This is a genomic window from Heliomarina sp. (genome assembly GCF_052826185.1).
In genome coordinates, this window is the sequence record NZ_JBRBUI010000054.1 from 809,192 (window position 1) to 826,254 (window position 17,063).

At 62.0% G+C, this 17,063-nt stretch carries 16 protein-coding genes; 12 read left to right on the top strand and 4 right to left on the bottom strand.

Annotated features, from left to right (window positions below):
- Position 1 precedes the first annotated feature (1 nt).
- The 3 genes from ACU0FH_RS22040 to ACU0FH_RS22050 are packed head-to-tail and all read right to left on the bottom strand — an operon-like array spanning position 2 to position 3,470.
- Complete coding sequence (locus ACU0FH_RS22040; RefSeq protein ID WP_446196827.1) at positions 2 to 442, bottom strand: MarR family winged helix-turn-helix transcriptional regulator; 441 nt, start codon at positions 440 to 442, stop codon at positions 2 to 4.
- Positions 439 to 1,188 carry an SDR family NAD(P)-dependent oxidoreductase gene (locus ACU0FH_RS22045; protein ID WP_446196828.1) on the bottom strand — a complete coding sequence of 250 codons (750 nt, stop codon included), beginning with the start codon at positions 1,186 to 1,188 and terminating at the stop codon, positions 439 to 441. Before ACU0FH_RS22045 ends, ACU0FH_RS22040 begins: the two co-directional genes overlap by 4 nt.
- A complete protein-coding gene (locus tag ACU0FH_RS22050; protein WP_446196829.1) occupies positions 1,185 to 3,470 on the bottom strand; it encodes a bifunctional salicylyl-CoA 5-hydroxylase/oxidoreductase in 2,286 nt (761 codons plus the stop codon). The genes ACU0FH_RS22045 and ACU0FH_RS22050 overlap by 4 nt, the downstream gene beginning before the upstream one ends.
- A gap of 248 nt (positions 3,471 to 3,718) precedes the next feature.
- Here ACU0FH_RS22050 and ACU0FH_RS22055 point away from each other — a divergent pair, with 248 nt between their 5' ends.
- The 3 genes from ACU0FH_RS22055 (at position 3,719) to ACU0FH_RS22065 (ending at position 7,851) form a co-directional block, all read left to right on the top strand.
- Positions 3,719 to 5,053, top strand: coding sequence for an NAD(P)-dependent oxidoreductase (locus tag ACU0FH_RS22055; RefSeq protein WP_446196830.1), 1,335 nt, complete (start codon positions 3,719 to 3,721; stop codon positions 5,051 to 5,053).
- Positions 5,054 to 5,120: 67 nt separating this feature from the next.
- Positions 5,121 to 6,425 carry an NAD-dependent dihydropyrimidine dehydrogenase subunit PreA gene (gene preA, locus ACU0FH_RS22060; RefSeq protein WP_446196831.1) on the top strand — a complete coding sequence of 435 codons (1,305 nt, stop codon included), beginning with the start codon at positions 5,121 to 5,123 and terminating at the stop codon, positions 6,423 to 6,425.
- Between the two features lie 85 nt (positions 6,426 to 6,510).
- The gene (locus ACU0FH_RS22065; RefSeq protein WP_446196832.1) at positions 6,511 to 7,851 is read left to right on the top strand and encodes an MFS transporter; all 1,341 of its coding nucleotides are present in this window, start codon (positions 6,511 to 6,513) and stop codon (positions 7,849 to 7,851) included.
- A gap of 142 nt (positions 7,852 to 7,993) precedes the next feature.
- Here the strand turns inward: ACU0FH_RS22065 and ACU0FH_RS22070 are convergent, their stop codons facing one another.
- Positions 7,994 to 8,611 carry a TetR family transcriptional regulator C-terminal domain-containing protein gene (locus ACU0FH_RS22070; protein ID WP_446196833.1) on the bottom strand — a complete coding sequence of 206 codons (618 nt, stop codon included), beginning with the start codon at positions 8,609 to 8,611 and terminating at the stop codon, positions 7,994 to 7,996.
- 146 nt (positions 8,612 to 8,757) lie between these two features.
- Here ACU0FH_RS22070 and ACU0FH_RS22075 point away from each other — a divergent pair, with 146 nt between their 5' ends.
- The 9 genes from ACU0FH_RS22075 to ACU0FH_RS22115 all read left to right on the top strand — a co-directional run bounded on the left by ACU0FH_RS22075 (position 8,758) and on the right by ACU0FH_RS22115 (position 17,027).
- Positions 8,758 to 9,042 carry a cupin domain-containing protein gene (locus tag ACU0FH_RS22075; protein ID WP_446196834.1) on the top strand — a complete coding sequence of 95 codons (285 nt, stop codon included), beginning with the start codon at positions 8,758 to 8,760 and terminating at the stop codon, positions 9,040 to 9,042.
- Between the two features lie 11 nt (positions 9,043 to 9,053).
- Positions 9,054 to 10,307 carry a Zn-dependent hydrolase gene (locus ACU0FH_RS22080; RefSeq protein ID WP_446196835.1) on the top strand — a complete coding sequence of 418 codons (1,254 nt, stop codon included), beginning with the start codon at positions 9,054 to 9,056 and terminating at the stop codon, positions 10,305 to 10,307.
- Positions 10,308 to 10,311: 4 nt separating this feature from the next.
- Complete coding sequence (locus ACU0FH_RS22085) at positions 10,312 to 11,361, top strand: acyltransferase family protein (protein ID WP_446196836.1); 1,050 nt, start codon at positions 10,312 to 10,314, stop codon at positions 11,359 to 11,361.
- Positions 11,362 to 11,398: 37 nt separating this feature from the next.
- Positions 11,399 to 11,713 carry a hypothetical protein gene (locus ACU0FH_RS22090; protein ID WP_446196837.1) on the top strand — a complete coding sequence of 105 codons (315 nt, stop codon included), beginning with the start codon at positions 11,399 to 11,401 and terminating at the stop codon, positions 11,711 to 11,713.
- A 15-nt stretch (positions 11,714 to 11,728) separates the two neighbouring features.
- A complete protein-coding gene (hydA, locus tag ACU0FH_RS22095) occupies positions 11,729 to 13,183 on the top strand; it encodes a dihydropyrimidinase (RefSeq protein WP_446196838.1) in 1,455 nt (484 codons plus the stop codon).
- Between the two features lie 108 nt (positions 13,184 to 13,291).
- On the top strand, positions 13,292 to 14,065 hold the full coding sequence (locus ACU0FH_RS22100; RefSeq protein WP_233145592.1) for an ABC transporter ATP-binding protein: 774 nt from the start codon (positions 13,292 to 13,294) through the stop codon (positions 14,063 to 14,065).
- 42 nt (positions 14,066 to 14,107) lie between these two features.
- A complete protein-coding gene (locus ACU0FH_RS22105; protein WP_446197007.1) occupies positions 14,108 to 15,037 on the top strand; it encodes an ABC transporter permease in 930 nt (309 codons plus the stop codon).
- Between the two features lie 85 nt (positions 15,038 to 15,122).
- Positions 15,123 to 15,968, top strand: coding sequence for an ABC transporter permease (locus ACU0FH_RS22110; protein WP_446196839.1), 846 nt, complete (start codon positions 15,123 to 15,125; stop codon positions 15,966 to 15,968).
- A 63-nt stretch (positions 15,969 to 16,031) separates the two neighbouring features.
- Positions 16,032 to 17,027, top strand: a complete 996-nt coding sequence (locus ACU0FH_RS22115) for an ABC transporter substrate-binding protein (RefSeq protein ID WP_446196840.1) — start codon at positions 16,032 to 16,034, stop codon at positions 17,025 to 17,027.
- The last annotated feature ends 36 nt before the right edge of the window (positions 17,028 to 17,063 follow it).

Here is a 17,063-nt window from a genome sequence, read left to right on the forward strand (position 1 = left end):
CTCATGCGTTTTCTCCTCCCATCCGCTCCAGCAGACGGATCAATTGTTCCAGCTCATCGCTGTCGAATGCCGACAGCTGCTCGTCAATCCAGCCCTCGTGGGCCGTTGCCATCTCGGCAAAGCGCTCGGCGCCCGCCGGGGTCAGCCGCACCTGCATCGCGCGCCGATCGCCATCCACGGCCACACGCTCGACCAGCCCTTCGCCCGCCAGCCGCTCGACGATGCCGGTCACGTTCCCGTTCGATACCTTCAGCTTGGCCGACAGTTCGCTCATTCGCAGCCCGTCGCGATAGCGATCCAGCGCCGAGAGCACGTCGAACCGGGGCAGGGTGCTGTCGAACTTCAGCCGCAGCGCCTCGCGCAGACCGGTTTCAATCTCGCGCTGGGCCGCCAGCATCCGCAGCCAGACCCGCAGCCGCTGCTTCGGCAGCGGGCGGCTCAAACCTCGCCTCCCGAGATTGAAATGGCCTGTCCCGTGACCCCTTCGGAGCCCGCGCCGCAAAGCCAGAACGCCGCCGCGCTGACCTCTTCGGGCTTGATTAGCCGGTTCTGCGGCGACATGCGCGCAAGGCTGGCATGGGCGTCCTCGGCGCTCATCCCGGTCTTCTGCACGATATTGTCGACACTGCGCACTGTCATTTCCGTATCAAGAAACCCTGGGCAAAGCGCGTTGACCGTCACACCCGACTTCGCCGTCTCGAGCGCGAGCGATTTTACCAGCCCGATCACCCCGTGTTTCGCCGCCGCGTAGGGCGCGACATAAGGATAACCCTTAAGCCCGGCGGTCGAGGCCACGGCAATCAACCGCCCCCACGGGCTGTCCTTCATCCGACGCAGACCTTCGCGGAAGGTCAGGAAAACACCGGTCAGGTTCACCGACAGCATCGATTCCCATTCAGCCAGTTCGGTGCGCACCAGTGGCCCGCTCGACGACGCCCCGGCATTGGCGATCACGATATCGGGCGTGTCGATGAAATCGAACATCGCCGCGACCGAGGTCTCGTCGGTCACATCCGCCTCGACCATGTGGATGTCGCCATGCTGGCCCGCCACCTGTTCCAGCGTCGCCGCCGTCCGTCCGGAAACCCAGACCCGCGCGCCCTCGGCGGCAAAGCGGGCCGCCATATCCGCGCCCAACCCGGTGCCGCCGCCGGTAATCAGAACCGTCTTGCCTTTGATGCCGCTCATACCTTGATCCCCATGCCTTCGCCGCGCTCGGCCAGACGTTGCATCTGGTCGCGGCCGGGCAGGTAGGGCAGGGGCCATTGTGTCGCTGTATCGCCAAGCGCCGCCGCCGCGTGCAGTGTCCAGTAGGGATCGGCCAGATGCGGACGGGCAAGGCAGACCAGATCGGCACGGCCCGCCATCAGGATCGAATTGACGTGATCGGGCTCATAGATATTGCCCACGGTCATCGTCGACATCTCCAGCTCGTTACGGATGCGATCCGAAAACGGCGTCTGGAACATGCGCCCGTAGATCGGTTGCGCCTCGGTGCTGGTCTGCCCGGCCGAGACATCGACGATATCGACACCCGCATCGCGGAACATGGCAGCGATCTCGACCGCTTCCTCGGCACCGACGCCGCCCTCGGCCCAGTCCGTTGCGGAAATCCGCACCGACATCGGCTTTTCCTCGGGCCAGACCGCGCGCATCGCGGCAAAGACCTCCAGCGGATAGCGCATCCGGTTTTCCAGCGATCCGCCATATCCATCCGTGCGCCGGTTCGACAGCGGTGAGATGAACGAGGAAATCAGGTACCCGTGCGCCGCGTGCAGTTCGACCATGTCGAACCCGGCGCGGTCAGCCATTTCCGTCGACGCGACGAACTGGTCCCGGATTTCATCCATATCGGCGCGCGTCATCTCGCGCGGCGCGGCGTTGTTATCGGACCACGGCACCGAGGAGGCCGAAAGCAGTTCCCAGTTGCCATCCTTCAGCGGCGCGTCCATCACCTCCCAGCCCAGCTGGGTTGACCCTTTGCGCCCGGAATGGCCGATCTGCATACACAGCTTCGCCTCGGTCTCGGCATGCACAAAGTCACAAAGCCGCTTCCACGCCGCCTCGTGTTCAGGCGCATAAAGCCCCGGACAGCCCGGCGTGATCCGCCCTTCGGGCGACACACAGGTCATCTCGGTATAGACCAGCCCCGCGCCGCCCTTGGCCCGTTCCGCGTAATGGGCAAAATGCCAGTCCGTCGGGCAGCCGTCGACCGCCTTGTACTGCGCCATGGGCGAAACCACGACCCGGTTGACCAGCCGCATGTCGCGCAGCTGGAAAGGCGCGAACATCGGTGCACGATGTACCCCGTTCGCCCCGGCCTGCGTCTGAAACCATTCCTCGGCCGAGCGCAGCCATTCCGGGTCGCGCAGACGCAGGTTTTCGTGACTGATCCGCTGCGATCGCGTCAGCAGCGAATAGTTGAACTGTACTGGGTCCAGATCCAGGTAACGCTCGACTTCCTCGAACCATTCAGTCGAGTTACGCGCCGCCGATTGCAGGCGCAGCACGTCCAGCCGCCGGTCTTCCTGATAGCGGGTAAAGGCGTCTTCCAGCGTCGGTTGGCTCTCGATCAGATCCGCCAGCGCAATCGCCGATTCCAGTGCCAGTTTCGATCCCGACCCGATCGAGAAATGCGCCGTGGCAGAACTGTCGCCCAGCAGCACGACATTCTCGTGGTGCCATTTTTCGCAGAGCACCCGGTTGAAATTGATCCATGCCGAACCGCGAATATGTTTCGCATTGGTCATCAGCGCATGACCGTCCAGATGGTCGCGGAAGATTTCCTCGCAGGCCGCGATGCTTTCCTCCTGGGTCATATTGCCAAAGCCCCAAGCGTCGAACGTCTCTTCCGAGCATTCGACGATGAACGTCGCCGTGTCGCTGTCGAATTGGTAGGCATGGGCCCAGACCCAGCCATGCTTCGTCTTTTCAAAGATGAAGGTGAACGCGTTGTCGAACTTGGCATGGGTGCCCAGCCAGACGAATTTACAGGCGCGGGTGTCGATCTCGGGTTTGAAATGTTCCGCGTAATGGCTGCGCACCCGCGAATTGATCCCGTCGGCGGCGACCACAAGGTCGTATTCCTTGGAGAGCGCGTCGATGTCGGTCACGTCGGTTTCAAACTGCAGGTCGACGCCCAGTTCGCGCGCCCGTTCCTGCAACAAGAGCAGCAGCCGCATCCGTCCGATACCGCAGAACCCATGCCCGGTGGAAACGGTGTTCACCCCCTTGTGGATGACTGAAATGTCATCCCAATAGGCAAAATGCGCGTGGATCGCATCGGCGCTTTTGGGATCGTTTTCGCGCAGGTTGGTCAGTGTCTCATCCGACAACACCACGCCCCAGCCAAAGGTATCGTCAGGGCGATTCCGTTCAAGCAGGGTGATTTCATGCTCGGGATTGCGCAGTTTCATACTGATCGAAAAATACAGCCCCGCAGGACCGCCACCCAGACAAACAACTTTCATGATACGCTCCGCTTTCGGGCTTCCTCCGGGAAAGAGTGGCAGTCTCCAGAATTTATTTCAAGTATAAAATATCTGCACATGAAATATCTCTTTTTACCGGGCTAAGGCGGCTTTCCTGCCCAAGGGAAAGGCATTTTGGGCGCTCAGATGAATATTTTGACCTTTCGGTAAAAAAATTATTGCCAAGTGGCAAAGCTGTGGCAGGGTGGATGTAACAATAAAGCGAAACGATCATCAGGGAGATGATGATGGGCAATAGCCAGACGACCCCGGGCATCGTGGCCGGGCGCCTTCCAGCCGACCGAATACAAGAAAATTTCGACGATCTGCATCCGGCCTACGCACCGCACGAAGCGGCGGTGGCCGCGGACCGGTGCTATTTCTGTCACGACGCGCCCTGCATGACGGCGTGCCCGACCAGCATCGACATCCCGCTCTTTATCCGCCAGATCGCCACCGGCACGCCCGAGGCGGCGGCCAAGACGATCCTGAATCAGAACATCCTTGGCGGCATGTGCGCCCGCGTCTGCCCGACGGAAACGCTCTGCGAAGAGGTCTGCGTTCGTGAAGTGGCCGAGGGTAAACCGGTCGAGATCGGGCGTCTGCAACGCTATGCCACCGATACGCTGATGGAGGCGGGAAAGCACCCGTTCACCCGCGCCGCGCCCACGGGCAAAAGCGTCGCGGTGGTCGGGGCAGGGCCTGCGGGTCTTTCCTGTGCGCACCGGCTCGCGATGCTGGGCCATGACGTCGTGATCTACGAAGCGCGCCCCAAGGCGGGCGGGCTCAACGAATTCGGCATTGCCGCCTATAAGGCACCTAACGGTTTTGCCACGGCCGAGGTCGAGTGGCTGATGCAGATCGGCGGCATCACCATTCAGGAAGGGCAGGCGCTGGGCGACCAGATCACGCTGTCGGGCCTGAAAGACTCCCATGACGCGGTGTTCCTCTCCATCGGTCTCAGCGGCGTCAATGCCCTGCGGGCCGAGGGCGAAGACCGCGAAGGCGTCGAAGACGCGGTCTCCTTCATTGCCGAGCTGCGCCAGACGAGCGACCTGACCACCCTCCCGGTGGGCCGCAACGTGGTCGTGATCGGCGGCGGCATGACAGCCGTGGACGCGGCGGTTCAGTCGAAACTGCTGGGCGCGGAAAACGTGACCATCGCCTATCGGCGCGGGCAGGAAGCGATGGGCGCAAGCCGGTATGAACAGGATCTTGCGGCCCAGAACGGCGTGCGCCTGATGTTCAACGTCCAGCCCGTCGCCGTCCACGGCAATGGCCGCGCGGTCGAGATCGAGCTGGAATACACCACCGACACCGGCAGCGGACTGACCGGCACCGGCGAAACCGTCCGACTGGCTGCGGATCAGGTGTTCAAAGCCATCGGTCAGACGCTCGGCGACACGCCCGAGGGCATCACGCTCGAGGGTCGCAAGATCGCCGTGAACGACACGGGTCGCACCTCGCTTGATGGTGTCTGGGCCGGGGGCGACTGCGCCAGCGGCGGCGATGACCTCACCGTGACCGCCGTGGCCGAAGGCCGCGACGCCGCAATGGACATTCACGCCACACTGGTGGGCTGACCCATGTTCGACAAAGACAAGACCAGCAAAGCCAATCCAAGTTTCCGTTTCATGGGAGATACGCCAAATGGCTGATCTGACAACAGAATTCCTCGGCATCAAGAGCCCCAACCCGTTCTGGCTGGCCTCGGCGCCGCCCACCGACAAGGAATATAACGTCCGCCGCGCCTTTGAGGCCGGCTGGGGCGGGGTCGTGTGGAAAACCCTCGGCGCCGAAGGCCCGCCGGTGGTGAACGTGAACGGCCCGCGCTATGGCGCGATTTACGGCGCCGACCGCCGTCTGCTCGGGCTCAACAATATCGAGCTGATCACCGACCGGCCGCTGCAGACCAATCTTGATGAAATCACCCGCGTCAAAAAAGACTACCCCGACCGCGCGATCATCGTCTCGATCATGGTGCCCTGCGAGGAAGAGGCCTGGAAAGACATCCTGCCCCGGGTTGAGGCCACGGGCGCGGACGGGATCGAGCTGAACTTCGGCTGCCCGCACGGCATGGCTGAACGCGGCATGGGTTCGGCCGTTGGCCAGGTGCCGGAGTACATCACGATGGTCACGGAATGGTGCAAGAAATACTACTCCAAGCCAGTGATCGTTAAGCTGACGCCGAACATCACCGATATCCGCAAACCGGCGCAGGCCGCATTCAAAGGAAATGCCGACGCGGTCTCGCTGATCAACACAATCAACTCGATCACCTCGGTTGACCTCGACCTGCTGGCACCCCAGCCGACCATCGATGGCAAGGGCACCCATGGCGGCTATTGTGGCCCCGCGGTCAAGCCCATCGCGCTGAACATGGTGGCCGAGATCGCCCGCGAGCCCGAAACCCACGGCAAACCGATCAGCGCGATCGGCGGCATCACCACATGGCGCGACGCGGCGGAATTCATGGTGATGGGCGCAGGCAACGTGCAGGTCTGCACGGCGGCGATGACCTACGGCTTCAAGATCGTGCAAGAGATGATCTCGGGCCTCAGCCAGTGGATGGATGAAAAGGGCTATGCCTCGACAGCCGAATTCGTCGGGGCGGGCGTGCCGAACGTAACGGACTGGCAGTATCTCAACCTGAACTACATCACCAAGGCGCGCATCGATCAGGACGCCTGCATCAAATGCGGCCGCTGCTATGCCGCCTGCGAGGATACCTCGCATCAGGCGATTTCCATGTCGGCGGACCGGGTGTTCGAAGTGCAGGATGACGAATGCGTGGCCTGCAATCTCTGCGTCGATGTCTGCCCGGTCGAGAACTGCATCACGATGATCGAGCTGCAACCCGGCGAGATCGACAAACGCACGCAGAAAGTTGTCCAGCCGGAATACGCGAACTGGACGACCCACCCGAACAATCCCGCAGCGCAAGCGGCGGAATGATCCCTCCCGACCGCGCCCAAGAAAATCTCATTTTCTTGTAAAATTTCTTGAAAGAAATTTGGGCGCGGTCACATAAGGGCGGGACATGAAACAGTTTCTTCCCATCAGCGCTCTACTTTTCGGCTCCGCCCTGCTGATCTTTGCGGGCGGAATCAATGCTTTGATCCTGCCGATCCGGGGCTCTGCCGAAGGGTTCAGCGCCGCCTCCCTCGGCCTGCTCGGCACCGGTTGGGCGATTGGCTACGTGCTCGGCTGCATCTTTTGCCCAAGGCTCGTGGGCAAGGTCGGTCATATCCGGTCTTTCGGCGTCATGGCCGCTTTTGCCGCCATCTCGGTCCTCTTTTCGCTGCTCTACATGAAAACCTGGGTCTGGGTGCCACTGCGCGGGCTGTCGGGGTTCTGTTTCGCCGGGGCCGCGATGATCGTCGAAAGCTGGCTCAGCGAAAGGGCCGAGCCCGAATCCCGCGGTCGGATCTTTGGCATCTACACGATGGTGAATCTGCTGGCCTCCACCGGCGGCCAGATGTCGCTGGCGCTGGGGGATTCGGGCGGTTTTACCTTCTTCGTCTTCGCCGCGATTTTTTATTGCCTCGCGCTGGTGCCGCTGTCGATCTCTTCCAGCGCCACGCCCAAACCGCTGGTCAGCGTCCGCCTCGATCCCGGCGCGCTCTGGCGCAACTCCCCGGTTGCGGTGGTTGCGGTGTTCTGCGTCGGTGTCTCCAACAGCGCCTTCGGCACGCTCTCGGCGGTCTATGCCGACAGGGTTGGGCTCATGCTCGGTTCCGTTGCGCTTTTTGCGAGCTTGCCGGTGCTTGCCGGGGCGATATCGCAAGTGCCCATCGGCATGGCCTCGGACCGCCTCGACCGGCGCAAGGTGTTGATCGCGGTGGCCATCGCAGCCCTGCTGGCCGACCTCGCCTTTATCCTGCTGCAACCCGAAACGCTCAGCATCAACCTTCTGCTGGCCGCGGCCTTTGGCGCGACGGTTTTTGCCATGTACCCGATCATCGTGGCCCATGCGAATGACCACGCGCCGCCCGGCACGGGTATTCAGGTCAGCGGTGGCCTTTTGATGATCTACGGCGTCGGATCGATCATCGGGCCCACGGTCGCTGGTTTTGGCATGGCCCAGTTCGGCTCTTTCGGACTCTTCCTTACGACTCTTGCGGCGCATGTCCTGCTGATCTGCTTCGCGATCCTGCGCATCCGGACCCGTGCCCCCGTGGCCGAGGCTGAAAAGGGCAGCTTTGTCATCACGCCTGCCGGTCGCGGGTCGACACCGGAAACCGCCGCGCTGGCTTATGGTGAGGGCGAAAGCGCGCCCGTCGAACCCGAGGCTGCGCAAACCGGGGACGTGCCACAGAACCATGACCGGCCAGGCAGCGCGATGCCGGAAACCAAAGCGGCGGACGAGCCAAAAACCTAAGGATGCCGTTGCGCATCCTTTCAAGAAAATTGCGCGGGAGCCACTGCCAGTGCCCGCAAATTGTGCAGAAACAACCGGTTGCCTGCGGCCAACCGCCCTGCGGCGACGCGCAGGCCAGCCATTCAGAGGGCGAATCTCTCGCTCAGGACGGGGTCAGCATGCGGGTGAAAAGGGTGGTCAGATAGATCTCTGCCTCGGGGAAGGGGTCGTCCACGCCTTCGCCAAGAACGGCGCGCACCTGCACGTCGAAATCGGCGTAATGCTGGGTCAGGGACCAGATCGAAAAGAACAGGTGATGCGGGTTCACGCGGGCAATGCGGCCCTCATCCGCCCACTGGTTTATGATCTCTGCCTTCTCGTCGACGAGGCTGCGCAGGGCGCCGCTCAGCTCACTTTCAATCAGCGGCGCGCCCTGGATGATCTCATTGGCAAACAGCCGGCTTTCGCGCGGGAAATCCCGGCTCATTTCCAGCTTTCGCTGTACGTAGGCAAGGATTTCCGGCAGCGGTTCGCCGCTTGGTCTCATGGCCCGAAGCGGGTCGAGCCATGTGTCCAGAAGCCCGCCAAGAAGCGCCTCGTAGATCGTCTCCTTTGTCGGGAAATAGTATAGCAGGTTGGGCTTGCTCAGCCCCGCCGTCGCCGCGATCTGGTCCACCGTCGCGCCGCCGAATCCCCGCTGCGAAAAAACATCGAGCGCCGCATCAAGGATGGTTGCGCGGTTTTTCTGCTGGATACGGGTCACGGGGCGGGCTTCGTTCATCGGGGCTCCTTCGTCTGCCTAAATTCGCGTCGTTCCCGACGCCCAACGCAAGAGGGTTTCGTGTCAACTTCTTGACGTATCACCCTGTCGTGATAGCGTCGCTTTGACCAGATGGTCAAAAAGATAATAGCCAAGGGGATCCAGCCATGCGCGCTGCCGCCAAAGCCACGCAAATGATCGATGATGAGCGCGTCCGCGTCACTCGTTTCGATTTCGAACCCGGTGCGGAAACCGGCTGGCATAAGCACGGCATGGATTACGTTGTCACGACGCTGACCGACTGTACCATGGAACTTGAAGATCCCGATGGCATCTCGCGCGTGGTCGAGATGGCGGCGGGCACCAGCTATCGTCGCTCCTCCGGCGTGCATCACAACGTGATCAATGGCGGGGACCAGCCCATGGCCTTTGTCGAAGTAGAATTGAAATAGGAGAACCACCCATGGCCGCAGCACCGGGCGAAAACCTCAAGATCAATGGTGAAAGGCTGTGGGACAGCCTGATGGAGATGGCCAGGATCGGCCCCGGGATCGCGGGCGGCAACAACCGCCAGACCCTGACCGACGAAGATGCCGAAGGCCGCGCCCTGTTCCAGAAATGGTGCGAAGAGGCAGGCTGCACCATGGGGCTCGACCAGATGGGCAACATGTTCGCCCGGCGTGAAGGTACCGACCCGGACGCGCTGCCGGTCTATGTTGGCAGCCACCTCGATACCCAGCCCACCGGCGGCAAGTATGACGGTGTTCTCGGCGTGCTCGGCGCGCTCGAGGTGATCCGCTCGATGAACGATCTGGGGATCAAGACGAAACACCCGGTCGTCGCCACCAACTGGACGAACGAGGAAGGCACGCGCTTTGCCCCCGCCATGCTGTCGTCTGGCGTTTTCGCGGGCGTTCACACGCAGGACTGGGCATATGAGCGCGAGGACGCCAAGGGCAAGACATTCGGCGATGAGCTGAAACGTATCGGCTGGCGTGGCGAGGAAGAAGTCGGCGCGCGCAAGATGCATGCCTTCTTTGAACTGCATATCGAACAGGGTCCGATCCTCGAAGCCGAAGGCAAGGACATCGGCGTGGTGACCCATGGTCAGGGCCTGAGCTGGACGCAGGTGACGATCACCGGCAAGGACTCGCATACCGGGTCGACCCCGATGCCGATGCGCAAGAACGCCGGTCTCGCGATGGCCCGCGTGCTGGAAAAAGTCGAAGAGATCGCCCTGTCGCACGCGCCGGATGCGGTCGGTGCGGCCGGTCATATCGATGTCTATCCGAACTCGCGCAACGTGATCCCCGGCAAGGTGGTCTTTACCGTCGATTTCCGCTCGCCCAGTCTCGCGGTGATCGAGGATATGGTCGCGCGGCTCAAGACCGACGCGCAGGCGATCTGCGATGACATGGGCATGGAGATCGAATTCGAGAACGTGGGCGGTTTCGACCCCGTTGCCTTTGACGAAACCTGCGTGGGCGCGATCCGCTCGGCCGCCGAACGGCTGGGCTATTCCCATCGCGACATCATCTCGGGCGCCGGGCATGATGCCTGCTGGATCAACCAGGTGGCGCCGACCGCGATGGTGATGTGCCCCTGTGTCGACGGTCTTAGCCATAACGAGGCCGAGGAGATCAGCAAGGACTGGGCCGCCGCCGGTGCGGATGTGCTTCTTCATGCTGTGCTCGAAACGGCCGAGGTCGTGGAGTGAAACAGTGACCCCCGTCAGCACAAGGCTGGACGGACTTCAGGCGGGCCGTGCCGTGGCCGCCGTGATGGTCGTTCTGTACCACCTGACGGTCTATTTCCTGCCGGAGCATTACTATGGCGGGGCAAAAGTCGGGCCTGGCCTCTTCAGGATGGGCTACGCGGGGGTCGAGTTCTTCTTTGTGCTGTCGGGGTTCATCATGGTGTTCGTGCATCTGCGCGACTTTGGTGTCCCCGACCGCGCGCCGCGCTTTCTCGAAAAGCGTATCGTGCGGATCTATCCGATCTACTGGGTCATCTACGGGTTGCTGACGCTGGCCTATTTCGCTGTCCCCAGCGCGGGGCCCGAAAACGCGCGTGATCCGATTGCGATCCTGACCTCGGCGTTGCTCTGGCCCATGCCCGAATTGCCAGTGCTAAGTGTGGCATGGTCGCTTCAGTACGAGATGCTGTTTTACCTCGTCTTCACCCTGCTGGTGCTGAACCTGCGCATTGGTGCGGTGGTTTTCGTGCTCTGGACGCTGGCCTGCGTCTGGGCCTCTATGGCCCGGTTTGACAGCTATCCGTTCAATTTCCTGCTGTCCTTCTACAACCCGCTTTTTGCCTTTGGCATCCTTGCAGCCCTCAGTTTCCGGCGGCTCGACCTGCCGCGTGCGCGTTGGGTGCTTCTCGTCGGGGCGTTGGCCTTCTTTGCCGTGGGCATCAGCGAACTGCTGGCCCTTGTCGACTGGAGCAAGGCTGTGCGGACGTGGTGCTATGGGATCGGGGCCTGCCTTGCGGTGATGGGGCTTGCCGCCGGAGCCATCCAGCCACCAAAATGGCTGTCCTTTCTCGGCGATGCCTCCTATTCGATCTACCTCGTCCACATCCCCGCGATCAGCTTTGCCGGTATCGTTCTGGTCAAGCTCGGCGCACCCTGGGGTCTGCCGCCGCTGGGCATGATGGCGGTTATGACGATCTATGCCGTGGCGGCAGGGGCCATCGTGCATCTGTTTGTCGAAAAGCCATTGTTTTCAATGCTGTCGCGCCGCCGCGCCCCGGTTCCAGGCGGGGCATGATGGCACATACACCAATCATACGCACAGCGGTGACGGCATGAGTGACACCGCAACACCGGAACGGATCAAGGCGCTGATCCAAGCCGAGATCGAGGATTACGACATGTCCGCGCGCGAAGCGGCTCCGACGATCGAAGCCTTTCGCGCCGCGCTGCGCGAACCGCGCGAGGTGACGGTGAATTTTTCGGGCGGGATCACCCAGAAATGCTGGTCGGTCACCCGCCCCAACGGACCCTACCGGGTCATATATCTGCCGACGGCAGGGTACTTTTCGCTTTGCGTCGAAAGCGATTTCGGACCTCTGGACATCGGCGTGCATGGAAAGGCGATCGGGTGTTATGCCTCGGTCTGACAACAGGAGAGACACATGAGTACAGTCATCAAGAACGGGACCATCGTCACGGCGGACCTCAGCTATGAAGCGGATGTGCTGATCGAGAACGGCCAGATCATCGAGATCGGCAAGGGGCTGCGGGGCGACGAGGAACTTGATGCAAGCGGCTGTTACGTGATGCCGGGCGGGATCGATCCGCATACCCATCTCGAAATGCCCTTCATGGGCACCTACAGTTCCGACGATTTCGAAAGCGGTACCCGTGCGGCACTGGCAGGCGGCACCACGATGGTGGTCGATTTCGCGCTGCCTGATCCCGGTCAGGGGCTGCTCGACGCGCTGAAGCGCTGGGATAACAAATCCACCCGCGCGCATTGCGATTATTCCTTCCACATGGCCGTCACATGGTGGGGCGAGCAGGTCTTCAATGAGATGGAAACCGTCGTCAAGGAACGCGGCATCAATACGTTCAAGCATTTCATGGCCTACAAGGGCGCGCTGATGGTGCAGGATGACGAAATGTATGCCTCGTTCCAGCGCCTGTCCGAACTGGGTGCCATCGCGATGGTTCATGCGGAAAACGGCGACGTGGTCGCGGATCTCTCTGCGCGTCTGCTGGCCGAGGGCAATAACGGCCCCGAGGGCCATGCCTATTCCCGGCCCACGCAGGTCGAGGGCGAGGCCACCAACCGCGCGATCATGATCGCCGACATGGCTGGCGTGCCGCTTTACGTGGTGCATACCTCCTGCGAGGAAAGCCACGAAGCGATCCGCCGCGCGCGCCAGCAGGGCAAACGCGTCTGGGGCGAGCCGCTGATCCAGCACCTGACGCTGGATGAGAGCGAGTATTTCAACCAGGACTGGGATCATGCCGCCCGTCGCGTGATGAGCCCGCCGTTCCGCAACAAGAAGCACCAGGAAAGCCTCTGGCACGGGCTGATGTCTGGCTCTCTGTCGGTCGTGGCGACGGACCACTGCGCCTTTACCACCGAACAGAAACGCTATGGCGTCGGCGATTTCACCAAGATCCCGAACGGGACCGGCGGTCTAGAAGATCGCCTGCCGATGCTCTGGACCCATGGCGTTGCGACCGGGCGGCTCACGCCGAACGAATTCGTCGCCGTGACCTCGACCAATATCGCCAAGATCCTGAATTGCTACCCCAAGAAGGGCGCGATCCTTGTCGGCGCGGATGCGGATATCGTCGTGCTTGACCCGAAAAAGGGCAAGACGATCTCGGCCGCCACGCAGCAGTCCTCGATCGATTACAACGTGTTCGAGGGGCAAGAGGTCACGGGTCTGCCGCGCTTTACCCTGACCCGCGGGCAGGTCGCGGTTTATGACGGTGAAATGCGGGTCGAGGAAGGCCATGGCAAGTTTGTCGAACGCGCGCCGAACACACCGGTCAACACCGCGCTGTCCCAGTGGAAAGAGCTGACCTCGCCGCGCCCGGTGCAGCGTACCGGCATTCCGGCAACCGGTGTCTGACCGTCTCTGGCACCGTTGCGATGTACAGGGGGTGTACAGGATGTGCACCGCTTGTGCATCGCCTGAAATCGGGTGCCTTAAGTTTTTATGAACAAGAAGAGAGCCTTAATGCCGGTCATTGAAGCCAGAAATCTCGAGCTGACCTTTCAGACCAATGACGGTCCGGTTCATGCGCTCAAGGACGTGAACCTTTCCATCGAAAAGGGAGACTTTGTCAGCTTTATCGGCCCCTCGGGCTGTGGCAAGACGACCTTTCTGCGCTGCATGGCGGCGCTTGAACACCCGACCGGGGGCGAGATCACCGTGAACGGTGTGTCGCCGGAACAGGCACGCCAGGCGCGGGCCTATGGCTATGTGTTCCAGGCGGCGGGCCTTTACCCGTGGCGGACCATCGCAGGCAATATCAAGCTGCCGCTCGAGATCATGGGCTTTTCCAAGGAAGAGCAGGAAAAGCGCGTCAAGGACGTGCTGCAACTGGTTGATCTGGAAGGGTTTGGCGGTAAATACCCCTGGCAGCTTTCAGGCGGTATGCAACAGCGCGCGAGCATCGCGCGGGCGCTTGGGTTCGATGCCGATATCCTGTTGATGGACGAACCCTTCGGCGCGCTGGACGAGATCGTGCGCGATCACCTGAACGAACAGCTGCTCGCGCTCTGGGCGCGAACGGAGAAGACGATCGGTTTCGTAACCCATTCGATACCCGAAGCAGTGTACCTGTCGACGCGGATCGTGGTGATGAGTCCGCGGCCGGGCCGGATCACCGATGTGATCGAAAGCCCGTTGCCGAAAGAGCGTCCGCTTGAAATCCGGGATACGCCGGAATTCATCGAGATCGCGCACCGGGTGCGGGAAGGTCTGCGGGCGGGGCATCTTGATGAGTGATGTCATGTGCTTGCAGGCTGACCTTGATGCGAGGGCGGCATGATGCGGACGTTCTGGGCCGTGCTGGTGGTGGTCGCCGCGATCGTACTGTTCTGGTACGCGGCGGCGGTGCCGATGAATATCAAGACCGCGCTGACGCAGGCCGAGCGCGAGGGGGCCGTGATCTCTCCCGAAGGCGCGGCGGCGCGACGCGACATGAGCGCGATTGCGCTGGCGCTGGCGAACCCTGCCCAATGGGGGGATACGCTGGTGCAGGACAAGCCGCGCCTGCCGACGCCGGACCAGGTGGCGGTGGAACTCTGGCAGACCAGCGGCGCGATGGTGCTCAAGGGCCGTGCCTTTTCCAAGCGCAGCCTGCTGTTTCACGGCTGGGTGACGCTGAGCGCGACGCTGCTTGGGTTCGGGATTGGCACGGTGCTGGGCATCCTGCTCGCGGTCGGGATCGTGCACAGCCGGGTGATGGACATGAGCGTGATGCCCTGGGCCATCGTGAGCCAGACCATCCCGATCATCGCGCTGGCGCCGATGATCATCGTGGTGCTGTATTCGGTCGGGGTACAGGGGATCATCCCCAAGGCGATTATCTCGGCCTACCTGAGTTTCTTCCCGGTGGTGGTCGGCATGGTGAAAGGGCTGCGCAGCCCGGATTCCATGCAGCTTGACCTGCTACGGACCTATAATGCGAGCACCTCGCAGGGCTTCTGGAAGCTGCGGCTGCCATCGTCGCTGCCCTATCTCTTTGCATCGCTGAAGGTGGCGATTGCCGCCTCGCTGGTTGGCGCCATCGTGGGCGAGTTGCCGACCGGCGCGGTGTCGGGCCTTGGCGCGCGGCTGTTGGCCGGGAGCTATTACGGGCAGACGATCCAGATCTGGTCGGCGCTGTTTGCGGCGGCCATACTCGCGGCCTTGCTGGTCGGGATACTGGGCATGATCGAGCGGCTGTTGCTGCGCCGCATGGGGGTGGTCGCATGAGGCTATGTCGGAGGGGCTCTGCCCCGGTCGCGCAGGCGCGACCTCCCCGGGATATTTTTGACCCAAAGAAGCAGGGGAACGCAGCATGACGGAACTGGTGCTGGCACTCGTGATCTGGGCCGCCGGCTGGGGGCTGAATGCATGGCTGGCCCGGAGCGCGGCCTCGGAGACGCGGGTTGTGAAATTCCTTGTGCCCTTCATCTTTGGCGCGACGCTTGTGCTGGTCTGGGAAATGGTGGTGCGGGGGCTGAATGTGCCGATGGTGATCCTGCCGGCGCCCTCGGTCATCGCGATGCGCTTTGCCTCGAGCCTGCCGATCCTTTGGGTCGATTTCGTGCAGACCTTTCTGAAGGGGGCGCTGGGTGGCTATGTCATCGGCTGCGCGGCGGCCTTTCTGGTGGCGATCCTTGTGGACCGGTTCGATTTCCTGCGGCGCGGGCTGTTGCCGGTCGGAAATTTCGTGGCGGCCCTGCCAATTGTGGGAACCGCGCCGATCCTGGTGATGTGGTTCGGTTTCGACTGGCAGTCAAAGGCGGCGGTGGTCGTGGTCATGGTGTTCTTTCCGATGCTGGTGAACACGGTGGCCGGTCTGCGCGAGGCGAGCGCGATGCAGCGCGACCTGATGCAGACCTACGGGGCCAGCTATAGCCAGGCGTTTTTCAAACTGCGCCTGCCGGCGGCGATGCCGTTCATTTTCAACGGATTGAAGATATCGACGACGCTGGCCCTGATCGGGGCGATTGTTGCCGAATTTTTCGGCTCGCCAACGCTGGGGATGGGGTTTCGCATCTCGACCTCGGTGGGGCAGCTTGCGCTGGACATGGTCTGGGCCGAGATTGTGGTGGCGGCGCTTGCCGGGTCGGCGTTTTACGGGGTTGTGGCGCTGGTGGAGAAGGCGGTGACCTTCTGGCACCCGTCGCAGCGGGCCTGAGGCCCATAACGACAGAAGAATTCCGGATAAACCGGGGTGAAGTGTAAACAAGGAGTGTAGAATATGAAGAAACTGATGACAGGGATGGCGCTGGGACTGGCGATGGCCGGTGGCTCGGTGACGGCGGAGACCGATCCGAACAGCGTGAAACTGCAGCTTCAATGGGTCACGCAGGCGCAGTTCGCGGGCTATTACGTGGCGCTCGACAAGGGCTATTATGAGGAAGAGAACCTCGACGTCGAAATCCTGCCCGGCGGGCCGGATATTGCCCCGCCGCAGGTGCTTGCCGGTGGTGGCGCGGATGTCATGCTGAACTGGATGCCCTCGGCGCTGGCGGCACGTGAAAAGGGCCTGCCGGTTGTGAACATCGCGCAGCCATTCAAGTCTTCGGGTCTGATGCTGACCTGCTGGAAGGACACCGGCATCACCAGCCCGCAGGATTTCAAGGGCAAGACTATCGGCGTCTGGTTCTTTGGCAATGAATACCCGTTCCTCAGCTGGATGAGCCAGGAAGGCATCTCGACCGATGGCGGCGAGGATGGTGTGACCGTGCTCAAGCAGGGCTTTAACGTCGATCCGCTGATCCAGCGTCAGGCCGACTGCATTTCCACCATGACCTATAACGAATATGGTCAGGTGCTGGATGCGGGCGTTTCCGAGGACGAGTTGGTGACCTTCAAATACGAAGATCAGGGCGTTGCCACGCTGGAAGACGGGATCTGGGCGCTTGAGGAAAACCTCGAGGATCCGGTGTTCGTCGACAAGATGGTGCGTTTTGTCCGCGCTTCGATGAAGGGATGGAAATACGCCGAGGAGAATCCGGAAGAGGCGGCGATGATCGTGCTCGACAACGATGCGACCGGCGCCCAGACCGAAGCGCATCAGGTGCGGATGATGGGCGAGATCGCCAAGCTGACCGCTGGTTCCAACGGTGCGCTGGATGAAGCCGATTACCAGCGCACGGTCGATACCCTGCTGGCGGGCGGTTCCGATCCGGTGATCTCCAAGGCGCCGGAAGGGGCCTGGACCCATGAAATCACCGACGAAGCGCTAAACTAAGTTTACGGTTTTGCGATGAAAAAGGCGCGGCTCCCG